At 48.3% G+C, this 23,927-nt stretch carries 24 protein-coding genes; 3 read left to right on the top strand and 21 right to left on the bottom strand.

Annotated features, from left to right (window positions below):
- Positions 1 to 162 (top strand): IS3 family transposase (locus tag J2X61_RS28290; RefSeq protein ID WP_310192748.1); only part of this gene is annotated, 162 nt, incomplete at its 5' end.
- A gap of 89 nt (positions 163 to 251) precedes the next feature.
- On the opposite strand, the gene J2X61_RS28285 is transcribed toward J2X61_RS28290, so the two are convergent.
- The 3 genes from J2X61_RS28285 to J2X61_RS28275 all read right to left on the bottom strand — a co-directional run bounded on the left by J2X61_RS28285 (position 252) and on the right by J2X61_RS28275 (position 3,896).
- The gene (locus tag J2X61_RS28285; RefSeq protein WP_274471436.1) at positions 252 to 2,555 is read right to left on the bottom strand and encodes a thiamine pyrophosphate-dependent enzyme; all 2,304 of its coding nucleotides are present in this window, start codon (positions 2,553 to 2,555) and stop codon (positions 252 to 254) included.
- Between the two features lie 35 nt (positions 2,556 to 2,590).
- Positions 2,591 to 3,601 carry a 2-oxoacid:acceptor oxidoreductase family protein gene (locus tag J2X61_RS28280; protein ID WP_310192729.1) on the bottom strand — a complete coding sequence of 337 codons (1,011 nt, stop codon included), beginning with the start codon at positions 3,599 to 3,601 and terminating at the stop codon, positions 2,591 to 2,593.
- 115 nt (positions 3,602 to 3,716) lie between these two features.
- On the bottom strand, positions 3,717 to 3,896 hold the full coding sequence (locus J2X61_RS28275; RefSeq protein WP_274471433.1) for a hypothetical protein: 180 nt from the start codon (positions 3,894 to 3,896) through the stop codon (positions 3,717 to 3,719).
- A 225-nt stretch (positions 3,897 to 4,121) separates the two neighbouring features.
- Between J2X61_RS28275 and J2X61_RS28270 the strand changes: the two genes are divergently transcribed.
- Both J2X61_RS28270 and J2X61_RS28265 read left to right on the top strand, forming a co-directional pair.
- Entirely contained in the window at positions 4,122 to 5,372 is a 1,251-nt protein-coding gene (locus J2X61_RS28270) for a sensor histidine kinase (RefSeq protein ID WP_274471432.1), read from the top strand.
- Positions 5,373 to 5,464: 92 nt separating this feature from the next.
- Positions 5,465 to 5,863, top strand: a complete 399-nt coding sequence (locus J2X61_RS28265) for a hypothetical protein (RefSeq protein ID WP_274471430.1) — start codon at positions 5,465 to 5,467, stop codon at positions 5,861 to 5,863.
- Positions 5,864 to 5,927: 64 nt separating this feature from the next.
- On the opposite strand, the gene J2X61_RS28260 is transcribed toward J2X61_RS28265, so the two are convergent.
- From J2X61_RS28260 to J2X61_RS28175, 18 genes are all read right to left on the bottom strand, one after another.
- Positions 5,928 to 6,413, bottom strand: a complete 486-nt coding sequence (locus tag J2X61_RS28260; RefSeq protein WP_274471428.1) for a low molecular weight protein-tyrosine-phosphatase — start codon at positions 6,411 to 6,413, stop codon at positions 5,928 to 5,930.
- Positions 6,410 to 7,144: a phosphonate ABC transporter ATP-binding protein gene (locus tag J2X61_RS28255; RefSeq protein ID WP_274471426.1), complete on the bottom strand. Its 735-nt coding sequence runs from the start codon at positions 7,142 to 7,144 to the stop codon at positions 6,410 to 6,412. The genes J2X61_RS28260 and J2X61_RS28255 overlap by 4 nt, the downstream gene beginning before the upstream one ends.
- Before the next feature lie 95 nt (positions 7,145 to 7,239).
- Positions 7,240 to 7,629, bottom strand: a complete 390-nt coding sequence (locus tag J2X61_RS28250; RefSeq protein ID WP_274471669.1) for a YlbF/YmcA family competence regulator — start codon at positions 7,627 to 7,629, stop codon at positions 7,240 to 7,242.
- A gap of 107 nt (positions 7,630 to 7,736) precedes the next feature.
- Positions 7,737 to 9,218, bottom strand: coding sequence for a tRNA (N6-isopentenyl adenosine(37)-C2)-methylthiotransferase MiaB (gene miaB, locus J2X61_RS28245; protein WP_310192724.1), 1,482 nt, complete (start codon positions 9,216 to 9,218; stop codon positions 7,737 to 7,739).
- A 134-nt stretch (positions 9,219 to 9,352) separates the two neighbouring features.
- The gene (pduL, locus tag J2X61_RS28240) at positions 9,353 to 9,922 is read right to left on the bottom strand and encodes a phosphate propanoyltransferase (protein ID WP_310192722.1); all 570 of its coding nucleotides are present in this window, start codon (positions 9,920 to 9,922) and stop codon (positions 9,353 to 9,355) included.
- Positions 9,923 to 10,027: 105 nt separating this feature from the next.
- Complete coding sequence (locus tag J2X61_RS28235; protein WP_274471421.1) at positions 10,028 to 10,894, bottom strand: 2-oxoacid:ferredoxin oxidoreductase subunit beta; 867 nt, start codon at positions 10,892 to 10,894, stop codon at positions 10,028 to 10,030.
- The gene (locus J2X61_RS28230) at positions 10,882 to 12,630 is read right to left on the bottom strand and encodes a 2-oxoacid:acceptor oxidoreductase subunit alpha (protein WP_274471419.1); all 1,749 of its coding nucleotides are present in this window, start codon (positions 12,628 to 12,630) and stop codon (positions 10,882 to 10,884) included. The genes J2X61_RS28235 and J2X61_RS28230 overlap by 13 nt, the downstream gene beginning before the upstream one ends.
- 207 nt (positions 12,631 to 12,837) lie before the next feature.
- Positions 12,838 to 13,779: a dipeptidase gene (locus J2X61_RS28225; protein WP_274471418.1), complete on the bottom strand. Its 942-nt coding sequence runs from the start codon at positions 13,777 to 13,779 to the stop codon at positions 12,838 to 12,840.
- A 93-nt stretch (positions 13,780 to 13,872) separates the two neighbouring features.
- A complete protein-coding gene (locus J2X61_RS28220; RefSeq protein WP_028558349.1) occupies positions 13,873 to 14,133 on the bottom strand; it encodes a stage V sporulation protein S in 261 nt (86 codons plus the stop codon).
- A gap of 112 nt (positions 14,134 to 14,245) precedes the next feature.
- Positions 14,246 to 15,040, bottom strand: a complete 795-nt coding sequence (locus tag J2X61_RS28215; protein ID WP_274471415.1) for a TIGR00282 family metallophosphoesterase — start codon at positions 15,038 to 15,040, stop codon at positions 14,246 to 14,248.
- Positions 15,041 to 15,139: 99 nt separating this feature from the next.
- Positions 15,140 to 16,681 (bottom strand): ribonuclease Y, encoded by a 1,542-nt coding sequence (gene rny, locus J2X61_RS28210; RefSeq protein ID WP_274471414.1) that lies wholly within the window; start codon positions 16,679 to 16,681, stop codon positions 15,140 to 15,142.
- A 380-nt stretch (positions 16,682 to 17,061) separates the two neighbouring features.
- Positions 17,062 to 17,745, bottom strand: a complete 684-nt coding sequence (locus tag J2X61_RS28205) for a regulatory protein RecX (RefSeq protein ID WP_274471413.1) — start codon at positions 17,743 to 17,745, stop codon at positions 17,062 to 17,064.
- A 79-nt stretch (positions 17,746 to 17,824) separates the two neighbouring features.
- Complete coding sequence (recA, locus tag J2X61_RS28200) at positions 17,825 to 18,868, bottom strand: recombinase RecA (protein ID WP_274471412.1); 1,044 nt, start codon at positions 18,866 to 18,868, stop codon at positions 17,825 to 17,827.
- A gap of 165 nt (positions 18,869 to 19,033) precedes the next feature.
- Positions 19,034 to 20,290 (bottom strand): competence/damage-inducible protein A, encoded by a 1,257-nt coding sequence (locus J2X61_RS28195; RefSeq protein WP_274471411.1) that lies wholly within the window; start codon positions 20,288 to 20,290, stop codon positions 19,034 to 19,036.
- Between the two features lie 40 nt (positions 20,291 to 20,330).
- Positions 20,331 to 20,918 (bottom strand): CDP-diacylglycerol--glycerol-3-phosphate 3-phosphatidyltransferase, encoded by a 588-nt coding sequence (pgsA, locus tag J2X61_RS28190; protein WP_171685931.1) that lies wholly within the window; start codon positions 20,916 to 20,918, stop codon positions 20,331 to 20,333.
- Positions 20,915 to 22,246: a 30S ribosomal protein S12 methylthiotransferase RimO gene (gene rimO, locus J2X61_RS28185; RefSeq protein ID WP_274471407.1), complete on the bottom strand. Its 1,332-nt coding sequence runs from the start codon at positions 22,244 to 22,246 to the stop codon at positions 20,915 to 20,917. Before rimO ends, pgsA begins: the two co-directional genes overlap by 4 nt.
- A gap of 126 nt (positions 22,247 to 22,372) precedes the next feature.
- Positions 22,373 to 22,864: a YajQ family cyclic di-GMP-binding protein gene (locus tag J2X61_RS28180; RefSeq protein WP_274471406.1), complete on the bottom strand. Its 492-nt coding sequence runs from the start codon at positions 22,862 to 22,864 to the stop codon at positions 22,373 to 22,375.
- A gap of 141 nt (positions 22,865 to 23,005) precedes the next feature.
- A complete protein-coding gene (locus J2X61_RS28175; RefSeq protein WP_310192708.1) occupies positions 23,006 to 23,896 on the bottom strand; it encodes a helix-turn-helix domain-containing protein in 891 nt (296 codons plus the stop codon).
- Positions 23,897 to 23,927: the final 31 nt, after the last annotated feature.

Genomic DNA, 23,927 nt, shown 5'->3' with positions numbered 1-23,927 from the left:
TCGCATCTTAAAGCGGAAGCGCTCTACCCATATGATATCCGTTCGATTGAAGAAGCTCAACAACGAATTGAGGCTTTTATCCAATTTTATAATGAAGAACGTATCCAATTAAAGCTAAACAAGCTGACACCGATAGAGTATCGGCGCCAGCTTGCAGTATAGGGCTTTTTTTCAATGTCTACAATTTGGGGTCTTGACCAAGAGGCGAACGTGCCTTCTTTATTCATATACGTGCACAATGAATTAACGATTTATAAATACGCGTTCTCATGCTTGGCTTTCAATTGGTTCCACCGTCGTTCCACTTCCGTTTCGAACGACTTCAGGGAGCCTTCATATTCCGGCTTCGTCATATGCTTCGTTTTGCCCATCGTTTTCAGCCAATCCGACAACGGAATCTTCTTGTTTTTGTCCTCCGGGTTATAGGTGATATTCGTGATGCCGTGCTCCACTTCGTACAGCGGGAAGAAGCAGGAATCTACAGCTGCGCCGACGATATTCGAACCTTCTTGATCTTCAGACAGCCAGTTCAGCGGACAAGCAATCAAAATCTTGCCGTACACCAAGCCTTCGTTCTGGGCGTACCACTGGGCTTTCGCCGCCTTCTTCAGAAGATCCTGCGGATAGGCTTCAGATCCGGTGAACACATATGGAATATGCGTAGCCGCCATAATTTGCGCCGTGTCCTTATGATGGAACACTTTACCGCCTTGGTGCTTCCCGACGTTCGAGGTCGACGTGCGGTGGCCCATCGGTGTGGAATAGGACAGCTGCGCCCCCGTGTTCATGTATCCTTCATTATCATACTCAAGGATGATCATTTTATGGTTCCGCAGGGCAGCGCCGATCGCCGGTCCCATTCCGATATCCATCCCGCCGTCACCGGTAATCATGACGAAGGTGAAATCGTCTTTGAGTCCGAGATGGTCCAGCTCGCCCCGGCGTTTGCGTTCCCAGAACATCTCGACGACCCCGGAGAGAGTTGCCGCTCCGTTCTGGAACAAGTTATGGATATACGTCGCTTTATGCGCCGAGTACGGGTAGCCTGTCGTAACGACCATTGCGCACCCTGTATGGAAGATGGAGACAATGTCTCCTTCGATTCCCTTGAAAAACATTTCCAGACCGGAGAAAATCCCGCAGCCCGGACATGCGCCATGTCCCGGAGCAATCCGCTTCGGTTTCTTCGTCAAGGCGCGCAGCGGCGGAATGCGCACGTTCAGCTTGCCGCTCGCCTCATCCGGAGTGACCGTAATGAGTCCGGTTTTCAGATCTTCATACTTCATCGGCGTCAGCACGCGCTTGGGCGCCTTCGCCGGATCACCCGGCGTGTGGCCATAGTAATCGAATGGCACATCAACCTTGCCGCTTTGTGCGGCGTCAATGGCAAATTGGAACATGTTATGCCCGTCTTCGGCATAAAAGTCCTTGCCGCCAAGGCCGTAGATGCGGCTTATCACAAGCGTATCCCTGTTCCCGTGCGTGAACAGCGCCGCCTTAATTTCATTGACCATATTGCCGCCATGGCCGCCATAAGAATCCGCGCGATCGCCGACGGTGATCGCCTTCACGTTCTGCAAAGCTTCGGCAATCTGCTTAGCGGGGAACGGACGGATCATATTCGGAGCGATCGATCCGGCTTTAATGCCCTTCTCGCGGAGCTGGTCGACGACGTCCTTGATGATCTCGGAGGCCGAATTCATCAGGAACACCGCGACTTCCGCGTCCTCCATCCGATACAGCTCGAGAATCGGATAGTCGCGGCCCGTCAGCTCGGCGTACTCCTGCCGGATGCGGTCATACACGCCTTCGGCGTTGTACATGGCAACACTCTGCTGATAGCAGTTGTTAATGTAGTCCGGTTCATTCATATAAGGACCGACCGTAATCGGATTGTTGCGATCCAACGTATCCGGGAAGCCTGTCGGCTGCTCGCCGATAAAGGCGTGTACATCTTCGCGATTCGCGAAGGTTTGGACTCTGCGCTTCTGATGGGACGTGAAATAACCGTCCGAGGCGACCAGTACCGGCAAGCGCACAGCCGGATCTTCCGCCAGTTTAAGTGCGATAATATTCATATCATAGACGGATTGCGGGTCGCGGCACATCACGATGGGCCACCCCGTATTCAGAGCATAATAAAGATCCGAATGGTCTCCATGAATATTGAGGGGTCCGGAGACCGAGCGGCAAACGAGGTTCATGACCATCGGGAACCGGGAACCGGATTGTACCGGCATTTGCTCCAGCATGTACAAGTAACCGTTCGCGCTGGTAGCGTTAAACACACGGCCGCCAGCTGTTGATGCGCCATAACAGATCCCTGCGGAACCATGCTCCCCATCGGCAGGGATGAGCACGATATCATGCTGTCCGTTAGACTTCATTAAATCCAGGAACTGGGCGACTTCCGTAGACGGTGATATCGGGAAATACCCCATAATATGATAATTAATTTGATGTGCGGCATAAGCTGCCATTTCGTTGCCTGACTCATAGACGATGCGCTGCTCGACCTTGGCCTGCCCTAATTCCTTCTTGATATCAATAGACATAACGCGTAGTTCCACCCTTCTCCCATAAATACTCTCTAAGAGTTTACAGCCAGATTGAAGCGATGTGGCATACGGTGTGCATCGGCATATCCGTCTGCTTCCCGCTCGCTAGAGAGCGCTTCAGTCGGACAAGCCTGTACACATTTCAGACAGCCTTTACAGTATTGATAATCAATGCCCTGCAGGAACATTTGCGGACGCCCTTTCTTGTCGGGAAGCTCATCCCAGACGAAGCAGAAATCCGGACAAACGTTATCGCAGGAAGCGCAGTGAATACATTTATCTTCATGGAAATGGGGCATCATCCCCGCACGTGAAATACTCAGGTCTTTGAGAATACTGTTGCCGGGATTGGCAATGACGCCGCCGATCGTCTGGGTTTCATAGCCAAGTACAGGCGTATCGAATCGGACGAAGTCCGGCATCGTCTCCCCTTCGGGCAGCGAATAGGACTGGAACTTGACTTCATTGAACCCGCGATCGAACGTCCGAATGGCGGGTGCTACGGCTTGCGGATACTTCTTCTCCAACGATTTGCGAATAACGCCTCTCATCACTTCCGGGTCGAGGAAATCGCACAGCCGGAACAGTGCTCCGAGCATCGCCATATTGACGCGGTTCTTCTCCTCCAGAGCGATGCCAATCGCGTCGATTACCGCGATCGTGCCGCCCTTGAGCTTCATCTTTTCCTTGAGTTCATCTGGTGTTTTCGTCGAGTTTACTAATACAGTACTATCTTCATAGATGCCACTGATAACGTTTACAGTTTTGGAGAGCGATTCATGAAAAACACCAACAACGTGCGGTCTTTCTACGGGCGTCGTATCCCGTATCTTCGTATCCATATCGCAAAACCGGATGTGCGCTTTCACTGCCGACCCTTTCTTTTCTGAACCGTACGAAGAAAAACTGACTCCGTTCAGGCCCACCCCAACGACTCCCGCTTCCGCCAGCATTTTGCCGGCCAGATTCGCACCGAGCCCGCCGATGGACTCCAGTCGTATCTCGAAAAAACCGAGATCGTTCAATTTAGGCAAAGTTACCATGCAAGGTCTCCTTTCAAAAATGAACCGCATAAAGAATGAATAGTATGAATAGTAAATCTACTTTCATTGTAACAAGAAATCTCTGGTAAGCAACCTTTTTTTAGCCTAGGCGCACTCACAGTAAATAATCGATGATAAGGCCGCATTGTCCAAGATAATAGCTGGACGTCGTTTCAGACTCTTCTGCGCCTTCCTGTTCCTCCTTGCCGGCAAATTCACATTCCTCGCAAACGTTCAAATAATCATCATCAATCGGATTAAAGACAACACCGCAAACTTGTGAGCACGCCCGCATCCTCATCTCTCCTCGTTTTCAAATCCAATGAATTTGTAAACGCTTGCACGACTCGTATTTTCTATTATACAGCGCTGTATAGCGATAACACCATAAGTCTTTATCAAATCTTTAGCAAATCTTTAGCATACAAAACGTGTCATCTCTCTTGATAAGGTCAAATCCTGTGAGATAATGTAGAAACAAACAAGATACTGTCGGACAAGCGGAAAGGACGGCACTGATTTGCTCCATTCGATCATTTCCCACGAACTGCATGGACTTTTCTACTTCATGAGCGCTACCCTCATCCATATGGTTTTAACCCCTATATTCGTTTATAAAGAGAAGCAGCGGCATATTCTTTTCGGATGTTTACTTCTCATTTTTATTTCATTGTATTGGCAATATGCGGAGATCGATCCACTTATTTATTCGCTTCACTTGCTGCCCCTCTGTCTAGTTACCGTCATTTTGTATGCAGGGCTTGTGCCCGCCGTACTAACCGGGGCGATTCTAAATCTGGGATGCGGTCTGGTCCTTGATTATTATTGGCAGCCGGCCCTGCTTAGCAGTGCATTTCTAGTAATCGGCAGTTATTTCATAAGAAACCAATTGAAACGTATGAATTTGGTCCGCAAACTCGCATTCAGCATAAGCATGATGGTTGTATACCATCTCTTGTATGCACTGCTTTCGCCGGCCGGCTTTGCGTCCTTCTTCACTTTGTATGCTCTGTATACCATCATGTTTACTTTTATTTCACTCTGGGGCATCATATATTTACTTTACCGAGTGAAGCAGTATGAATTTCACCGGCAGCAGCTCGTCGCTCTGGAGAAAGACCGCATGATCGGCCAGCTAGCCGCCACCATCTCGCACGAAATTCGCAATCCGCTAACTTCGATCCGCGGTTTCCTGCAGCTGCTGGAACGCAAAGAGCTTTCGATGTACGATCATAAGCGTTATGTCGAATTGGCCATGTCCGGCGTAGATCAAGCGAACACCATCATCAACGATTATTTGAACTATGCCAAGCCTTCCTCCGGCTTACAGGAACAATTAGATGTCAGAGAGGAGCTTGAAGCGATGCTTCGCTTCATTACTCCTTTTGCAACGGACCATGGAGTCGTCATCGAGACGACGCACGAGTCCGAAGGTCCGCTCTATATTTTGGGCGAATCCAAGAAGCTGCGGCAGTGCTTAATGAATTTGGTGAAGAATGGCATCGAATCCATGCCGGACGGCGGTACGATCACGCTGCGCACCTGCCGGATGCCTGATGCTGTCCAAATAAGCATCACCGATACGGGGGTCGGCATGACGCCAGCGCAGCTGAACTCCCTCGGGGTTCCGTTCTACACAACCAAAGAGCAAGGCACAGGCTTGGGCCTGTTAGTCGTCATGAGTATCATCAAAATGATGAACGGCACGATCACTTTCAACAGTGCCATTAATCAAGGCACGCAATGCTCCATCCATTTCCATCAGAAATAGAACCCAAGTCCCTCCATTAACAGGAGTGATGATCTGTGTTATTCTGTTAAGACAAGCGCGAACAACATGACTCGTGAAGGAGGGCTTTTGCTATGAATTCGGATTTCATTCAGATCAAATCGCTGGAAGGCGACTTGAAAATGTCTCATAAGAAGAAGGACTATGGACTTACGGTTACGACCAAAGAGCTTATTCTTCATAAACCGCACGTTAACTACTATTTCAAGCTTGACGATATCATCAGTATTATCCCCTACGATAATTCGAGGTTCAAAGCCATCACATTTGTCAACTCCAGATCGAAGGGCCAAGAATCCACCCATTTATCACCGGGCTCCGAGCACTTTCGCATCTATGTGCAAAAGGCAACCGTGCACAACCGAAGCGGCTTGTTCGAGCTTGGACCGACCGATGTAATTATCCCCATTTATCCGAGTATGCTCAAAGCGATCTCCGATTGCCTGGCGCGATCCGGATTAACGATCCTATAGAAATAAAAAAGCAAAGATCGAGAAGTTATTTTCCTCGCCTTTGCTTTTTCTATTTTACCTTAAGTTATGTAAGCTGATGATGTTCCTTCACATAAGCAAGCAGCCGCGCACAGCTTTCTTCCACCATTTCATAAACTTCCTGAAAGTTTCCCGTATAGTACGGATCCGGCACGTTCTTGAGCTTGCGGTCTGGGGCGAAATCAAGCAGCTTGTGTATGGACGCCCGCGACTCGCCGGTCCGCTCAGCAGGAGCGAATCCGGCCAAATTGTTCACGTTGCTCTCATCCATTGCAATGATATATGTAAATTCAATGAAATCGTCAGCTCTTACCTGTCTGGCCTGCATTCCTTTGTAATCAATCCGGTATTGATCCAAAATTTTCCTCGTTCCTTCATGCGGAGGATGACCGATATGCCAATCGCCGGTCCCTGCGGAATCAATCATGATCTGCTCCGCTAATCCCGCTTGCTTGACCTGATGGCGAAATACCGCTTCTGCCATAGGGGATCGACAAATGTTACCTAAACAGACGAATAATACCTTAATCATACTTCACCAAATATGAGCTTTTTCTCACGCATTGTCAGCGATCTGGCCGGAATGTCAAGTACGATCTTGCCCTCCGATAAGCCCCAGATTCGCGTCGCGAACCGTTCTGCCAATTCAACCTTGTGCAGAGAGGCAATAACGCTCATGTTCCTGTCTTTGCATAATGATTTCAAATCTTGAAGAATATATTCCGTCGATTTCGGATCCAAGCCCGACACAGGCTCGTCGGCCACTAGCACTTTGGGACCGAGAATCAACGCTTTGGCGATCGCCACGCGCTGCTGCTCCCCGCCGCTGAGCTGGCCTACTTTCTTGTCGCCTTTATCGAGCAAGCCTACTTTCTCTAGATAATCCATGGAGTCTACGTGCTCATCTCTGGAGGTCATGCCTGTAAGTACCCGTATCGGCGTTTGGAATACACGGCCCATCATCACATTCTTGACAGCGCTTTTATTTCGATTCAGCGAAGGCTTCTCTTCCAGGTAAGCGAAATCTTTGCCTAACTTGAAACGCTCCCATGGCCCTGGCTTCGTAATATCGTTGGAGTTATAGATCAGCTGCCCGCTTGTCCACTTCTCCTGGTGAGAAATACAGCGCAGCAGCGTCGTTTTCCCGCTTCCGCTGCCTCCGATAACGGCGATGAACTCGCCTTCATCCACTTGAAAGCTGATTTGGGACAGCACCTGATTGTCTGGCGGATATACTTTGCTCAAATTACGTACAGTAAGCATGACAACCTCTCCTTCGTGTTTTTTGGAAAAATCGCCGCTCAAATCAAGCGGAGCCTGAGTCGAGGGCGATTCTCAAATTCCTGCAGGAAGTCATCTTAATCACATTTGGAAGGTGCTTCTGCCGTTCCCGCTTCCACGTTGATCTTATCGGAAATCGTGTCACGAATAACCGACATCACCAGCTGCAGCAAGTAGTTGATGTCATCTTGCGTTTGTTTGAACTCGTTCACGATCGGAATGCCATCAAGTTCGTCTTGCAGAACTTCGATTTCATTCTCAATCTTTTGCACCATTTTCTCGTTCTGGAACGTCTGGAAAGCGACGATTTCCTTCTGTTTTTTCTTAATGGCGTTAATTAATGTTTGAATTTCCGGGTTGTTCGAAATTTGCTTCTCTGCTTTTTGGTAAAATTGCACTTCATTCGAAGTTGTGAGCAGATTGGCTAATTCTTTGGCTTTCGCCAAAATATCCTCGCGAACGATCATTTCCGTGTTCGTATACTCCGGAACTTTGAAAGCATGAGGTTGGTTATCGTTATGTTGATGATCACAGTGAGACACTCGTACACACTCCTATCTATTATGGCAACGAATTAAATGGACATTTGCATAGGCTTCGATACGATTTCGCCTTTCAAGATCCAGGTTTGCGCATGCGTGACTTGCACGTCAACCATTTGGCCGATAAGCTCTTTGGGACCGGTGAAGTGAATTAATTTATTCGTCCGCGTGCGGCCAGCCAATACATCGGCATTGTTCTTGCTCTCGCCTTCGACCAGCACTTCCACCGTCTGGCCAAGCAGCTTGTCGTTGCTCGCTTTGCTGTGAGCGTTCACCAGCTCATTCAAGCGGTACAGACGCTGCTTCTTGACTTCCATCGGAACGTTGTCTTCCATTGCGGCTGCCGGCGTGCCCTCACGCGGTGAATAAATAAACGTGAACGCGAAATCGAACCCGACTTCCTCATAGAGCGACATCGTTTCCTCGAACTGCTCGTCCGTCTCGCCGGGGAAGCCAACGATAATATCCGTCGTCAGCACGACGTCCGGCATCGTCGCTTTAATTTTGTGCGCCAGCTGCAGATAATGATCACGGGAATATTTGCGGCTCATCCGTTTGAGCACTTCCGTGTTGCCCGACTGAACCGGCAGATGGATATGCTCAACCAAGTTACCCCCTTTGCCCAACACTTCGATCAAATCGTCATCGAAATCACGCGGGTGCGAAGTCGTAAAGCGAACGCGCGGCACATCGATCTTGCGGATATCATCCATCAGATTGGCGAAGGAGTAGGTGATATCTTCGAAGTCTTTGCCATAGGCATTGACATTCTGTCCGAGCAGCGTGATTTCCTGAAACCCTTGACGAGCCAGGTCACGTACTTCTGCCAGCACGTCCTGCGGTCTGCGGCTTCTCTCTTTACCGCGTGTATAAGGAACGATGCAATAGGTGCAGAACTTGTCACAACCGAACATTATATTCACCCAAGCGCGGATACCCTCCCGCTTCTTAGGCAAATTCTCTACGATATCGCCTTCTTTGGACCAAACCTCGACGACCATTTCCTTGTTATAGAAGGCATCCTTCAACAGAGCAGGCAGACGATGAATGTTGTGCGTACCGAAAATCAAATCTACGAAAGCATGCTTCTGCATGATTCGGTTCACAACAGCTTCCTCCTGCGACATACAACCGCAGACACCCAGCACCAGACCCGGCTTCTGCGCCTTCAGCGCCTTCAGATGGCCAAGCTCGCCGAACACTTTGTCCTCAGCATTCTCGCGGATCGCGCAGGTATTCAGCAGAATAACGTCTGCCAGATACTTGTCCTCCGTAGACTGATAGCCCATTTGTTCCAGTAAGCCTCTCATCACTTCTGTATCATGCTCGTTCATCTGGCATCCGTAAGTGCGAATCAAATAATATTTATCCTTGCCGAACCCCTGCATCTCCTCAGGGATAGTAAAGTCGTAATGGACGGCTATTTCTTCTTTTCCGCGCTTCTTAGCATCTGTCAGTGAAGGAGGCTGAAAATATTGGGAATAATCCTTGTCGGATTTCACTTGGTTAGCCACTTTCGTTCCTCCTAAGCGTTATGCGTTGGTAAAACTTACGTCATTCATCAATAATTACGCAACTTTTATTATAACATCACAAGCCTATTTAGTACAAAAGGAAATTGGCATAAGTGTGAAAAAGCCCTGTCGGATCAATCGATAATCTCAGCGAGATCTCCTGTTTTCACTCCTGCAGCATTCCCCTCATCGGTGTCAATGTGCATATCCAGCGCGAACTGATCGGACACTCGGGCAATGACGTTTTCGAATATCAATGGCCGCTCCCCGTTCACTTTGACACGAAGCAGCTGCTTGTCTTGAATGCCCCACTTCTCCGCATCGCTCGTATGGAAATGAATATGTCTCGCTGCGACAATGACGCCTTGGCTCAGCTCCACTTCACCGGCTGGGCCTACAACGCGAAGTCCGGGTGTTCCTTCGATCTTGCCTGATTCGCGAACTGGAGGATGCACACCGAGCGAGAATGCATCGGTTCGAGATATTTCAATCTGAGATGCCGGGCGCACTGGACCCAGAATTCTTACTTTTTCCATTCTGCCTTTTGGTCCTACGATGGCAACCGTTTCTTGGGCTGCGTATTGACCTGGCTGTGACAGGTCTTTAAAATGCGTCAGCTCATGGCCTGCTCCGAATAAAGCTTCCACATGCTCTTGAGTCAAATGTATATGTCGGGCTGAAACGCCTACGGGTACGGTTTTCATTGATCATCATCCTTTTATGTATAGTTATCGTTGTATAGATGTCAGTATTGCCGCTCGGCAAAAAGGGCATACGGAGTATCTCCATATGCCCTTAAGGTGGAACGTTTATTTAAATTCAGTGAGCATTTTGTTGAAATCCGCTTCTGAAAGTTGAAGATTTTGTTTCGAAAGTCCTTCTTTCGCGAAGTTCGGAATAGAATCTTCATAGCTCTTCTTATCTTTGTTTTGGTAAATGATACCAGTCAGCATGGAATTGGTTTCCATGATTTTGGTCATTGCCATTACGCGGTTCGTGTAATCATAGTCAGGAATTTCATCCAAGTCTACGATGTTTTCTTTGAACCAGTCATACGTGTTCACTTTGTTGAACGTTACGCAAGGGCTGAATACGTTGATCAAGGAGAACCCTTTGTGGTTCAGACCCGCTTCGATCACTGCTGTCAGCTGTTTCAAGTTGCTGGAGAAGGATTGAGCTACGAACGTTGCACCCGCAGCCATCGCTACTTCTAGCGGAGAAATCGCGGACTCGATAGTACCTTGAGGCGTTGATTTCGTTTTGAAGCCTTCCGCACTTCGCGGGGAAGCTTGACCTTTCGTCAAACCGTAAATTTGGTTATCCATAACGATGTAAGTAACGTCGATGTTGCGGCGAATCGCATGCACCGTGTGACCCATACCGATCGCGAAGCCGTCACCGTCACCGCCGGAAGCGATAACTGTCAGATCGCGGTTAGCCATTTTCACGCCTTGAGCGATCGGCAGCGATCTGCCGTGAATACCATGGAAGCCGTACGCATTGATGTAACCGGAGATACGGCCGGAACAACCGATACCGGATACGATAGCCAAACCTTCAGGTTCCAAACCAACGTTAGCTGCTGCACGCTGAATAGCTGCTTGTACGGAGAAGTCTCCGCATCCTGGGCACCAGTTTGGCTTTACATTGTTACGAAAATCTTTTAATGTTGCCATGCTAAAGTCAACTCCTTACATTTTTGTTCGATCTCTGCTGGAAGGAACGGATTACCGTTATATTTCAGAACGTTCTTAATTTTATCTGCATGACCGACATGCAGTTTAATTTGATCGGCTAGTTGACCTGTCGCATTGTTCTCAACAACGATTACTGTCTTAGCTTTCTCAATATACGGTCTCAGCTGCTCGGCCGGGAACGGATGAATCAAACGTACAGTCGCGTGATTCGTTTTGATGCCTTCTTTCTCAACGCGGCGTCTAGCTTCATCGATAGTACCGCCGGTGGATCCCATACCGATAATCAAGAGGTCTGGGTTCTCATGCGGAGCGTCTACTTTGATCGCGTCTGTCACTTGAATGTGTTTCAGCTTCTCAAGACGTTTATCCATCATTTTTTGACGGTTTTCTGTGCTCTCGGAAGGACGGCCTGTTTGGTCGTGCTCAACCCCTGTTACGTGGTGAAGCCCATGCTTCACGCCTGGGACTACGCGAGGAGAAATACCGTTCGCTGTGAACTCATAACGTTTGAACAATTGGTTGTCTGTCAGCTCAGGAGCTTCTGTCACCAGGTTGCCGCGGTCGATAACGATGCGGTTGTAATCCAGCATTTCTGCGGACTGTTTACCCAGGGAAAGCTGAAGATCTGTCATAAGAATAACCGGGCATTGGTATTTCTCAGCCAAGTTGAAAGCTTCGATTGTATCGTAGAAGCATTCCTCGATTGTGCTTGGAGACAATACGATTTTCGGGATTTCACCGTGCGTACCGTACACCATCGCGTTCAAGTCGGATTGCTCTTGTTTCGTTGGAAGACCTGTACTTGGACCGCCACGCTGCGTATCGACGATAACAACCGGAGTTTCCGTCATACCTGCAAGACCGATCGCTTCCATCATCAAGGAAAGACCAGGACCTGCTGAAGCCGTCAGTGCACGCGCACCTGCGTAGTTAGCGCCGATTGCCATTGTGCATGCTGCGATTTCGTCCTCGGTCTGAATGACCGTGCCGCCGAATTTAGGAAGCGCTTTGATCAGATATTCCATCACCTCGGAAGCCGGTGTGATCGGATATGCTGGCATGAAACGGCAGCCTGCCGCTACTGCGCCAAGAGCGATCGCATCGTTACCGATCATGAACAATTTCTGTTTGCCGTCAGCCGGCTCAAGTTGGAAGTCAGCGATCGGGCCGCCTGCCAATTCAAGAACGGATTCAGCACCTTTACGCACTGCTTCGACGTTCTTCTCAACAACAGCTGCACCTTTACGTCCGAACTCTTCTTCTACAGCTTTATTAAACACATCAAGAGGCAAACCGAGCAGCGCCCAAGATGCACCTGATGCGGCCATGTTCTTAAATAGGGATGTACCAAGTTCTTCTGCGATCGCTGTGATCGGTACAGGGAACAAGCGAGCTTTAATTCCTTCAGGTAATACCGGATTGAATTTGGCATCTGCGACGATTACGCCGTTCTCACGAAGCTCATGAGCGTTGAAATCGATACTTTCTTGGTCAAATGCGACCAGGATGTCCAAATCGTCTGAAATTGCGCGAATCGGTTTGGTGCTGATGCGAATCTTGTTATTTGTATGTCCCCCCTTAATCCGTGAAGAGAAATGACGGTACCCATACAAATAGTAACCGAGACGGTTCAATGCAGTAGAGAAGATACGGTCTGTACTTTCGACCCCTTCCCCCTGTTGACCTCCGATTTTCCAAGATAACTGACTAATCACCGTACGTCCACTCCTTTTGATTGTAGCTGCTCGAAGACATTGAATTAGCTAAATTCCTAGTAAATAAAGATGATGCAATAAAAAATTTCTTTCACTTGTCAACCAAATTCTATGCCTTTATGAAGCAAATTGCAAGGGGTTCAAACAAATCTAAAAGATAGAGTTTTTAGATCGAACCCATATCAATTTTAGATCGATCTTCAGTTTTCATTTCGGAAGATTCGCCAGCATGAAATTCCGCCAATTTCCATACAAAAAAGCTTCGACTTGCGCCTCTCTATAGTTTTTGCATAAAGCCTCGACTAAGTTTCCGTATTGTCCCGTGTGCCTTAATCCCTTGATCCATTGTTCAATGCCGTCAAAGTCCGATCCGAAGCCAATATGCCCTTCTCCTCCTAATGAACAGACGTGATCGATGTGTTTGAGCATGGCTGTTACGGGAACCGTCATGTTCACACTATCCACAAAATAGGGTACAAACGTCAGCCCGATTCGTCCCTGACATTGTATGATAGCTTTAATTTGTTCGTCTGATAAATTTCTTGGATGAGGACATATTTTCTGGGCGTTCGAGTGTGAAGCGATAAACGGCTTGTTGTAAGCCTCGATCATTTCCCAAAACGCCGCGGGCGACAAATGTGATACATCTGCTATTATACCCATAGTTTCTAATTCTCTTAACATGAGCTTCCCTTTTCTTGTGAACCCGCCTTTACGCGGCTCCATAACACCGTCCGCAGCCCAATTGGCATAGTTCCACGTCAATCCGATGCTCCTTACCCCTAGATGATAGAGGATACGCAGATGCGTCATATTGCCGGCGATTGCATCCAACCCCTCAAGAGTAAGGATTGCCCCCGTCAGCCCGCTTGCTTCGACTTCGTGCCAGTCCTTCACATTCTGAATAAACCGCATCCCGGGATGACGGACGACCTGCCGATGGAAAATATCAACCATTTGCAAAATATGATCGAACGTAGGATGCTGAATGGTATCCGATAAATAGATGGCAAAGCATTGGACCTTCACACCGCCCTGCCGCAGCCTGGGGTAGCTGACGTCCAGCTCTTGTTCTTCCTTGGCAAAATCAAGTTTGGGATTCGCATACAGCTTCGTCAACGCATCGCAATGAGTATCCACAATTCTCATGTCTTCAGCCTCCTCGTCAATTGAGTTGCAAGACAAAATAAAAAACCTGTCTACAAGGTAAACAGGCTGTGTGCATTATGTATGGGAATGTCGTTACCTAGGCTCTACGATAAGTTTGATGGCCGTCCGATCTTCCCCGTCAATCACGATATCTGTGAAGGCTGGTACACAAATTAAGTCAACTCCGCTAGGCGCCACAAATCCTCTTGCGATAGCTACTGCTTTAATGGCTTGGTTGAGGGCGCCTGCACCGATCGCTTGGAGCTCTGCAGCTCCGCGCTCTCGCAAAACGCCTGCCAATGCACCGGCAACGGAGTTTGGATTGGATTTTGCTGAAACTTTTAATACATCCATGAATAGTACCTCCTCGGGAATGATGGATAGTTCCATTACCCATCATATTCCGGAGCATGCCCAAACATGACATTCCAATCAAAATGAATTGTTGCAATATTCTGAAAGTTGATCAATCCATGAATACTTGATCTTCATCGTAACGGATAAGCTGAATATCTTTGGCTAGTCCCGTTTGGTCGTTAAGATCAATGACCACTGCATGGAAATGCCACTTGCCTTCATCCGTCACGAAACGCACAGGAAGCTGCGTCTTGAACTTCTGCAGTACCGCACTGCGCTCGACGCCGAGAATGCCGTCCCGCGGGCCTACCATGCCGACATCCGTCACGTAAGCGGTCCCTTGCGGTAGAACACGATTGTCATTCGTCTGCACATGCGTATGCGTTCCTACGACAGCCGATACCCGCCCGTCCAAATGCCAGCCCATCGCAATTTTCTCCGACGTTGCCTCGGCATGAAAGTCGACGAATACGAACTTGTGCTTCTTCTTCTGAGCATCCAGAATTTCATCCGCTTTGCGGAAAGGACAATCAATCGGCGGCAGGAACGTCCGGCCCTGCAGATTGATAATAAGCAGTTCCTGGTCTTTGACCTTAATGACCGTATGTCCCCTGCCTGGCGTTCCCGGCGGAAAGTTAGCCGGACGCACCATCTTCTCGTCCTTGTCGATGAAATCGAATATCTCCTTCTGATCCCATGTATGATTGCCCATTGTCAAGGCCTGAATGCCCATCTCATAGATTTCCTTAGCGATAGCCGAGGTAATCCCTTTCCCTGCCGCCGCGTTCTCTCCATTGGCAATAAAAACAGCGTGCGGATAGGCTTGTTTCAATCGCGGCATGACGTTTTTCAATGCTTTACGCCCTACAGATCCGACAATATCACCGATAAATACAATTTTCATAACAGTTGTAACTCCTTTATGTCATTTCAGCAGCACTCATATGGACCGCCTGAAAATAAGGAAAAGTGGCTGTATCAGCCACTTTTCGCATAGTCTACTCTATTTCGCGTATTCAACAGCTCGTGTTTCACGAATGACCGTAACCTTAATATGTCCCGGATAATCGAGTTCACCCTCGATTTTTTTGGTAATATCACGGGCTAAGCGGAACGCTTCGGTGTCATCCACTTTCTCCGGTTGAACCATGACGCGTACTTCGCGGCCTGCTTGAATGGCGTAAGATTTCTCAACACCTTCAAAGGATTCCGATATTTCTTCGAGCTTCTCCAAACGCTTAATATAAGTCTCGAGTGTTTCTCTGCGTGCTCCAGGTCTGGCAGCCGATAAGGCGTCCGCCGCTCCGACCAACATCGCAATCACCGAAGTTGCTTCAACATCGCCATGGTGCGAAGCAATACTGTTAATTACGATTGGATGCTCCTTGTATTTCTTACCAATCTCTACGCCGATTTCTACGTGAGATCCTTCTACCTCGTGGTCAAGCGCCTTACCGATATCATGAAGAAGCCCGGCACGTTTCGCCAAAGTTACGTCTACCCCGAGCTCTCCAGCCATCAGACCAGCCAGATAAGCTACTTCCATGGAATGTTTCAGCACGTTCTGACCATAGCTTGTTCTAAATTTCAGTCGACCCAAAATCTTGATCAAGTCAGGATGCAGCCCGTGAACACCAACCTCGAACGTCGCTTGCTCGCCGTATTCGCGGATCCGTTCGTCCACTTCCTTACGGGACTTCTCCACCATCTCTTCGATGCGTGCAGGATGAATCCGTCCATCCGCAACAAGCTTCTCCAAAGATGTGCGTGCAATTTCACGTCGGATTGGATCAAATCCAGATAAAATAACTGCCTCTGGCGTATCGTCAATAATAAGGTCGATCCCCGTCAAAGTTTCCAATGCGCGGATATTCCGTCCCTCACGACCGATGATGCGGCCTTTCATTTCTTCATTTGGCAATGAAACAACGGAAACGGTCGTCTCCGCAACATGATCTGCGGCACAACGTTGAATGGCGAGCGTGATGATTTCACGAGCTTTCTTATCGCCATCTTCTTTGGCCTGCGTTTCGATTTCCTTAATAAGCTGTGCAGTTTCGTGACGCACTTCCTGCTCCACATTGGTAAGAATGATGCTCTTCGCTTCTTCCATGGTAAGTCCGGAAATTCGCTCTAGCTCCGAAACCTGGCTCTTATAAAGCTGATCAATTTGATTTTGCGTATCCTCGATCCGCTTCTCTTTGTTGGCAACTTGCTCTTCTTTACGCTCGAGAGATTCTAATTTTTTATCCAGCGATTCCTCTTTTTGCAACAATCGTCTTTCTTGTCGTTGAATTTCATTCCGACGTTCACGAATGTCTTTTTCAGCTTCGGACCTAAGCTTGTGCACTTCGTCCTTCGCTTCCAGAACCGTTTCTTTTTTCAGTGCATCTGCTTCTTTCTTAGCAGCTTCTCTAATCTGCTCAGCGGCTTCTTCAGCACTGGAAATTTTCGCTTCTGCAAGAGATTTACGGATAAAATAACCAATCCCTAAGCATGCAGCTCCAACAATGAGAATGATCGCGATCCAGATGAAAGTCATCATCTTGTTCACCTCCTCGTTGGTTTCTCCAAGGTGTTAGCCTGGGATTCCGTTCGGTTTTTTGATCCGATTTTTAATTGTTAAACTTTCATTACATACCCAAATGGCTCTTAAAGGAATGCGCACCGCGCCTTAGAGGCACTATAGTGCTAATAATCCATAATCAACAGCGTAAAAATTGGCGGTTTTTACAGCTGTCCCCTCAAAATCAATGAAATTAGTATGATTTTGAATACATTATGAAAATATACACTGTTATTTTATCTTTTGTCGAAGAAGCTTGTCAAGCGATTGTCCTCGGATGAACTTGGCAGTCGCTCCATACCGCCTCAAATAGTTAATGCCATTAACTAATTCTGCCACATGTTTAATGGCATTAACTATTAAAAGTAGTCGTCGGAAATTTCAAATTCCTCCTCGCCTGCATCGCTGCTAATTTGGCTAAGCACCTTGTTGACAACGGAACCCGTATAACCTCTTCGCATGAGGAACGCCGCTGTTTTCCTGCGTTTATCGAATGGCTCTCCTGACGTCGTCTTCCACTTCGTCTGGGCCAGCTTCAACGCTCCCGCCAACTCATCCTCGGGGTTAATATGCTCCAATGCATGCTTCACCAAGTCCTTGTGAATGCCCTTCTGTTCCAACTCCTGCCGAACCAGATTGCGGCCTTTCTTCTGAGAGATGACCCGGCTCTCCGTCCACATCTTCGCGAATTCTTCATCGTTGAGATATTTTTGCTGATCTAACTTGTGGAGCACCCATTCCACAATCGGCAGTTCGTATCCGCTCTCTTTGAGTTTGCGCTTCAACTCGCTGGACGAATGCGGTCTCCGGCCGATCACCCGAATTGCTTTCATATAAGCATTATTGCGCTCCTCGTCCTCAATAATCTTTTCAATCTCTTGGAGATTGACATTCTCCCCTTTCGCCAAGCGATGTTTGATCAAAATATCTTCATGCACCGAAAACGCATACTCTTCATTCAGAAATATATTATAACGATGCTTGCCCCGCTTTTGCTTCTCAACCTTGGTAATGATAGTCGGCTGCTGCTCTTCCCGCTCCACGTTCTTTCAGCTCCTTAATGAACGAAAGCACCCTAACCCAAGGTTAAAGGTGCTTCCCCTAATATGATATATGCGAGCTTTATTCGAAAGCCGCTTCTAACTCATCGTCTTCCTCGTCAACGTTCGGCCCGACCGCAATAATTAAATTGCTGTTCTCACGAATTTTCTGTTCAATAGTTCCAGCGATGGCCTGATTCTCTTTCAAGAATTGCTTCGCGTTCTCACGGCCTTGTCCGAGACGCTCCCCTTCATAGGAGTACCACGCACCGCTCTTATTTACGATATCCATCTCAGTCGCAATATCGATAATACTGCCTTCACGCGAAATCCCTTCGCCGTACATAATGTCGACTTCCGCTTGTTTAAACGGAGGTGCCACTTTATTCTTAACGACTTTAATTCTTGTCCGGTTACCAACCATGTCATTGCCTTGTTTGATGGTTTCTACGCGACGCACATCCAGTCGGACCGAGGAGTAGAACTTCAATGCGCGGCCACCTGGCGTTGTCTCTGGATTCCCGAACATCACGCCGACTTTCTCACGCAATTGGTTAATGAAAATCGCAATAACTTTGGATTTGTTAATAGCACCGGAAAGCTTACGAAGAGCTTGGGACATCAAACGAGCTTGTAAACCTACGTGAGAATCCCCCATCTCGCCTTCGATCTCGGCTTTCGGCACAAGTGCCGCAACGGAGTCGATAACGATGATATCTACTGCACCGCTTCGTACTAGCGCTTCTGCGATTTCTAAAGCTTGCTCCCCCGTATCCGGCTGGGAAAGCAAAAGCTCATCTATGTTAATGCCGAGCTTACTTGCATAAGAAGGATCCAAGGCGTGCTCCGCGTCGATGAATGCTGCTTGTCCGCCAACCTTTTGTACTTCTGCAATGGCATGTAAGGCTACTGTTGTCTTACCTGAAGATTCAGGGCCGTATACTTCAATAATTCTGCCTCTCGGGAATCCACCTATTCCAAGCGCAATATCAAGTGCTAGCGCACCACTTGAGATCGTTTCAACTTGCATATGTGTTGACTCTCCAAGCTTCATGATGGAGCCTTTTCCGAACTGTTTCTCAATTTGTCGTAATGCATTATCAAGTGCGGCGCGACGATCTGTCAAAACACTCACTTCCTTCTATCATTATAGGTATATGATAACTTGTTTTTGGGTGTTTGCCAAGTACTTTTTCGAACATACATTCGACTTTTTCGCGAACAAACAAAAAACCGTAACAAAGTTATCGCTTTGCTACGGTTCTTCCGTCAACACTCTTTCAATTATAGGCTAGTTCTTGCTTTCTTTCAAGCGTTTCCAGAGTTGATAGAGTGCGCTTTTGGCGGCTCTGTGCTTGATAGACTCGCGGTTTCCGGAAAGCTGCAGCGTGAATACTTGCGTTTCCCTATTCTTCTGAGCGAATCCCACGTAAACAAGCCCTACCGGCTTGCCTTCCGAAGGATCGGGTCCAGCCACTCCCGTTACAGAAAGGCCATAATCGCTTCCCGTCACCGTCAGCAGATGTTCGGCGAGCAGCTCCGCCGTCTCTTGGCTGACCGCGCCGGGCGCCCCTTCGCCTTCCAACACTTCCATCGGAACGCCGAGCAGCTTATGCTTCAGCGCGTTGGAGTATACGATGATTCCGCCAAGGAACGATCGGGAGCTCCCGGGTATCGAAGTAAGCATATCGCTTAGCAAGCCGCCTGTGCAGCTTTCGGCGACGGCCAGCGTCATCTGCTGCTCGCCAAGGAGTTGTAGCACGATCGCTTCGATCGGGACGTCTTCATCGGCATAAATATGCTGGCCTAGACGGCTGCGAATTTCCTGCTCGGTCGCGAACAGCTTCCGCTCCCCTTCATCCGCGGTATGAGCCCGCGTCGTTAAGCGGATCGTGACCTCTCCTTCCTTGGCATACGGTGCGATGGTAGGATCCGTCTGGGCATGAATTAAGTCTATTAATTCATGCTCCAAATTCGATTCGCCGATCCCGGCGAATTTCAGCATTTTGGAATACAGCGGAACTTCCTCACTCATTACCCCGCGAAGCCAAGGTACCGCATATTTCGTGAACATCGGTTTCATTTCTTTGGGCGGTCCGGGAAGAAGAATGAAATGCGTCCCTTCGAACGTGAAGGCATTCCCGACGGCCAGCCCCGTCTCGTTATACAGCGGGTCGCTGCCTTCGATCATCAGTGCCTGGCGTCTGTTGCTTTCGACCATATGGATGCCGCGGCTCTGGAACATTTCCGCGATGGCCTTCATCGACGGCTCGTGGATAAGCAGCTGGCGGCCTGCGTACGCCGCTAGGACATCCTTCGTCAGGTCGTCCTGCGTCGGCCCAAGCCCTCCCGTACAGATGACCACATCCGCCCTTGAGGCGGCTAATTTGAAGCTTTCCAGCAGTCTTTGCTCGTTGTCTCCGACAACGGTCTGGAAATACATGTCTACACCGATCGCTGCGCATTCCCTGGACAGGAATTGGGCGTTCGTATTCACGATTTGCCCCAACAAGAGCTCTGTTCCAATTGCGATGATTTCTGCTTTCATCCAAGCCGCCTCCTGAATAGAAAAAAACCAATAGGTCGCCCTATTGTGTCTTTTCTGAAAAGTCTATGACATGTTTGTTTTTGACAAAATACTCAATGCCTGAGTAAACCGTTATGATGGCCGCTGCCCAACTGGCTATGACATCAAAGGGAATATGCAAAAACGTAAACGGAAAATTATTGATAAGTAGCGCAATGATGGCAGTAATCTGAGCCGCCGTCTTCGCTTTCCCCCACTTGCTGGCCGCCATCACTGTCCCTTCCAGAAGCGCGATTTGGCGTAGTCCTGTTACTGCCCATTCCCTGCTGATGATGACAATGACGATCCAAGCATCCACTTTATCCATTTCCACGAGCGATACGAGCACAGCCGTAACAAGCAGCTTATCCGCCAAAGGGTCAAGCAGCTTGCCCAAGTTGGTGACAAGATTGCGTTTGCGGGCGATGTAACCGTCCAAGCTGTCCGTGCTCGCTGCAATAATGAAAATTAAAGCAGCAATAATTTGATTATACGTAATGCTAAACTCCTCTATCCGTATATGAGGAAATTTGACCTTAATCAAGAGAAAAAACATGATGATCGGTACTAGTAATATCCTCGCCACGGTGATGCGGTTGGCCAGGTTCATGCAATAACCTCCCCGGATAAGTCAAACTCATAAGAGTGGGTAATGCGAACTTTGGCGAGTTCACCGATTTTCAGCTGATGGCCGTTGGATACGAATACTTCTCCGTCGATCTCCGGAGCATCGAATTGCGAGCGGCCAACATACACGTCGCTTCTGCCGTCATACTTCTCGATCAACACGTCGATCTCTTGACCGATGCGGCGACCTCCGCGGAGATTCGAAATTTGGCGTTGAATTTCCATAATCGTGTTCGCACGATATTCCTTCACATCGTCCGGAACTTGATCAGGCAAGCGCGCCGCTGGCGTATCATCCTCTTTGGAATAGGTGAACACACCGAGACGGTCAAATTGCACTTCACGCACAAACTCTTTCAAATTCTCAAAGTCTTGCTCCGTTTCTCCCGGGAAACCGACGATGAGCGACGTACGCAGAGCAACATCCGGAATCGCTTCGCGAATCTTACGCACCAATTCACGCGTATCCTTCTGGCGGCCAGGACGGCGCATCCGCTTCAGAATCGAATCCTCGCTGTGCTGCAGCGGCATATCGATATATTTGCAAACCTTAGGGTTAGTAGCCATGACTTCGATTAATTCATCGCTGAAGAAGCCAGGATAGGCATAATGCAGACGTACCCATTCGATGCCTTCCACTTCGCTCACTTTATTCAACAAAGTAGGCAGCATGAAACGATCATACAGATCCGTACCGTAATTCGTAGAATCTTGTGCGATCAAGCTAACTTCTTTGACGCCTTGGGAGGCCAGGTTAGCGACCTCGGCAACGATCGACTCCATGCTTCTGCTTTTGAAGCTTCCGCGCATAATCGGGATGGAGCAGAAGGTGCAGGCGTTGTCACAGCCTTCGGCGATCTTCACATAGGCTGTATAGCGCGGCGTAGTAACGAGTCTAGGCAGGTCCGCATCATAATTAAAGACCGGATTCCCAACGAGGAAAGGTCTTTTGCCCCGAAGCGCCTCGTCTACGATCTCGTTGATTTTATCAAAATCCCCCGTTCCCACAATACCGTCAATCTCCGGCATTTCGTCTAGCAGCTGCTTCTTATAGCGCTGTGTCAAACACCCCGATACGATAAGCGCTTTAAGATTCGCTGTTTCTTTCAATTCGGCCATATCCAAAATTGTATTCACGGATTCTTCTTTCGCTGCATCGATGAACCCGCAAGTGTTCACGATAATAACCGTAGCTTCTTCCTTGTTCTCAACAAGCTGGAAGCCTCGTCCATGTATAAGCCCTGCCATAATCTCGGAGTCGACCATATTCTTTTCGCATCCGAGGGTTACCACCTTAACCTTTTCTGTCATGTGAAAAACAACCTCCAATAGTCCTAAAAACACTCTTTACAAGTATAATACAAGCCATATAGGGTGTCAAAATTAAAAGCCCCCTAAATCTAGGGGGTTTCTCATCAATGAACCTCTTATGTATGACTATTTCAGGTTAACGAATTGCAGATCGAGAGGGATATCGGCTTTGCGCAGCAGTGCGATAACGGCTTGCAAATCGTCCCGGCTCTTTCCTGTGACACGGATTTGATCGCCTTGTACCTGTGTTTTCACTTTCAGCTTGGAATCCCGGATGAGGGTATTGATCTTCTTCGAATTTTCCTGATCAACGCCTTGTTTCATGCTGATTTTCTGTCTGACGGTCGATCCGGCAGCTGGTTCAACCTTGCTGTAGTCGAGATTTTTGATTGAAATTCCGCGTTTGGTCATTTTGGCATGCAAAATATCGAGCACATTCTGAAGCTTAAATTCGTCATCGGACGTTACGACCAACTGATCTTTCTCCAGCTTGATGGAACTCTTACTGCCTTTAAAATCAAAGCGGGTCTGAATTTCTTTCTCCGCCTGCTGAATGGCATTGTTCAATTCTTGCATATCCACCTTGGATACGATATCAAACGAGCTTTCTGAACTCATCGAGTCAAACACCCTTTCCATGAAATTACACTAGCATTATAGCAAGAAGTGTAGTAAAAAGAAACATCCCGAACCGTCGGCTCAGGATGCTCATGAGGAAATATTTCAATTACCCGGGAAAGCGCAGGAATTGCCAAAAAGCTAGCTTTTCTGCAGGTTCAGCTGTACCCGCTTCGGGTTAGGCGTATCGCCGACAGGCACGACGGTGCCGTTCACTGTCAGCTCCAGCGCGCTGGCCGCCCCAACATTCAAGTATGCGGAAGTTGTCAGATCGAACGAATCCGTGTCACCGGCTTTGTACAGCTTTTGTCTAAGCATTTCCTTGCCGCCGCCTTCATTTAGCGAATCGACTCGAATCCAGCATGAGCCGTTGATTTTCAATTGAATATTCAAGTTTGCCGATCCGGTAATCGTATAGTTGTCTACACCCTTCTCGTTACTGCTGAACTTCACTTGAACAGCCGGAGGGGTTGGTGTAGGCGTTGGTGTCGGTGTTGGCGCCGTGGACGAAAGAGGCACCACTTTACCGTCACTGGACGCATTCGTAGTCGTATTCGGAGCCGTGCCTGCTCCTGGATTCGTCGAATCCGTGATTCTCGGAGATTGCGTTTGTGAAGGCTTCTCCTCTGCCGGCGTTCCCTTATAATTCTTATATGTATAGTAATACACGATACCGAAAATGAGCAAAATGAAGCATATAAACATCACGCTGGACGCCCAGCGGCTCATCTTCTCCGTATTCCGAACACTCGTTCGATTCTTGCGAATCGTCTCTACAACCGGCTTCTCCACCACTGGCGAAGGATTCGTCGATTGGTACATATTCAGCACTTCCGTTGGATCCAGTCCTACCGCTTCCGCATAGCTTTTGATAAAAGCTCGTACATAAAAGCTGCCGGGAAGCACCTTGTAGTTCCCTTCCTCGATCGCTTCCAAATACCGCTTGCGAATCTTCGTCACTTCCTGCAGATCGTCAAGCGAAATCTTTCTTTCCAGTCGTGCCTTTCGTAAAATGTATCCAAGATCAGACATCATGGTCACCTCCCCGCGGGAATCTTATTTA

Origin of the sequence: Bacillus sp. 3255, from assembly GCF_031456485.1 — a bacterium.
GTDB lineage: Bacteria > Bacillota > Bacilli > Paenibacillales > NBRC-103111 > Paenibacillus_E.
Note: the sequence above shows the minus strand (reverse complement) of the source record. Positions and strands in the feature narration are given on the sequence as shown.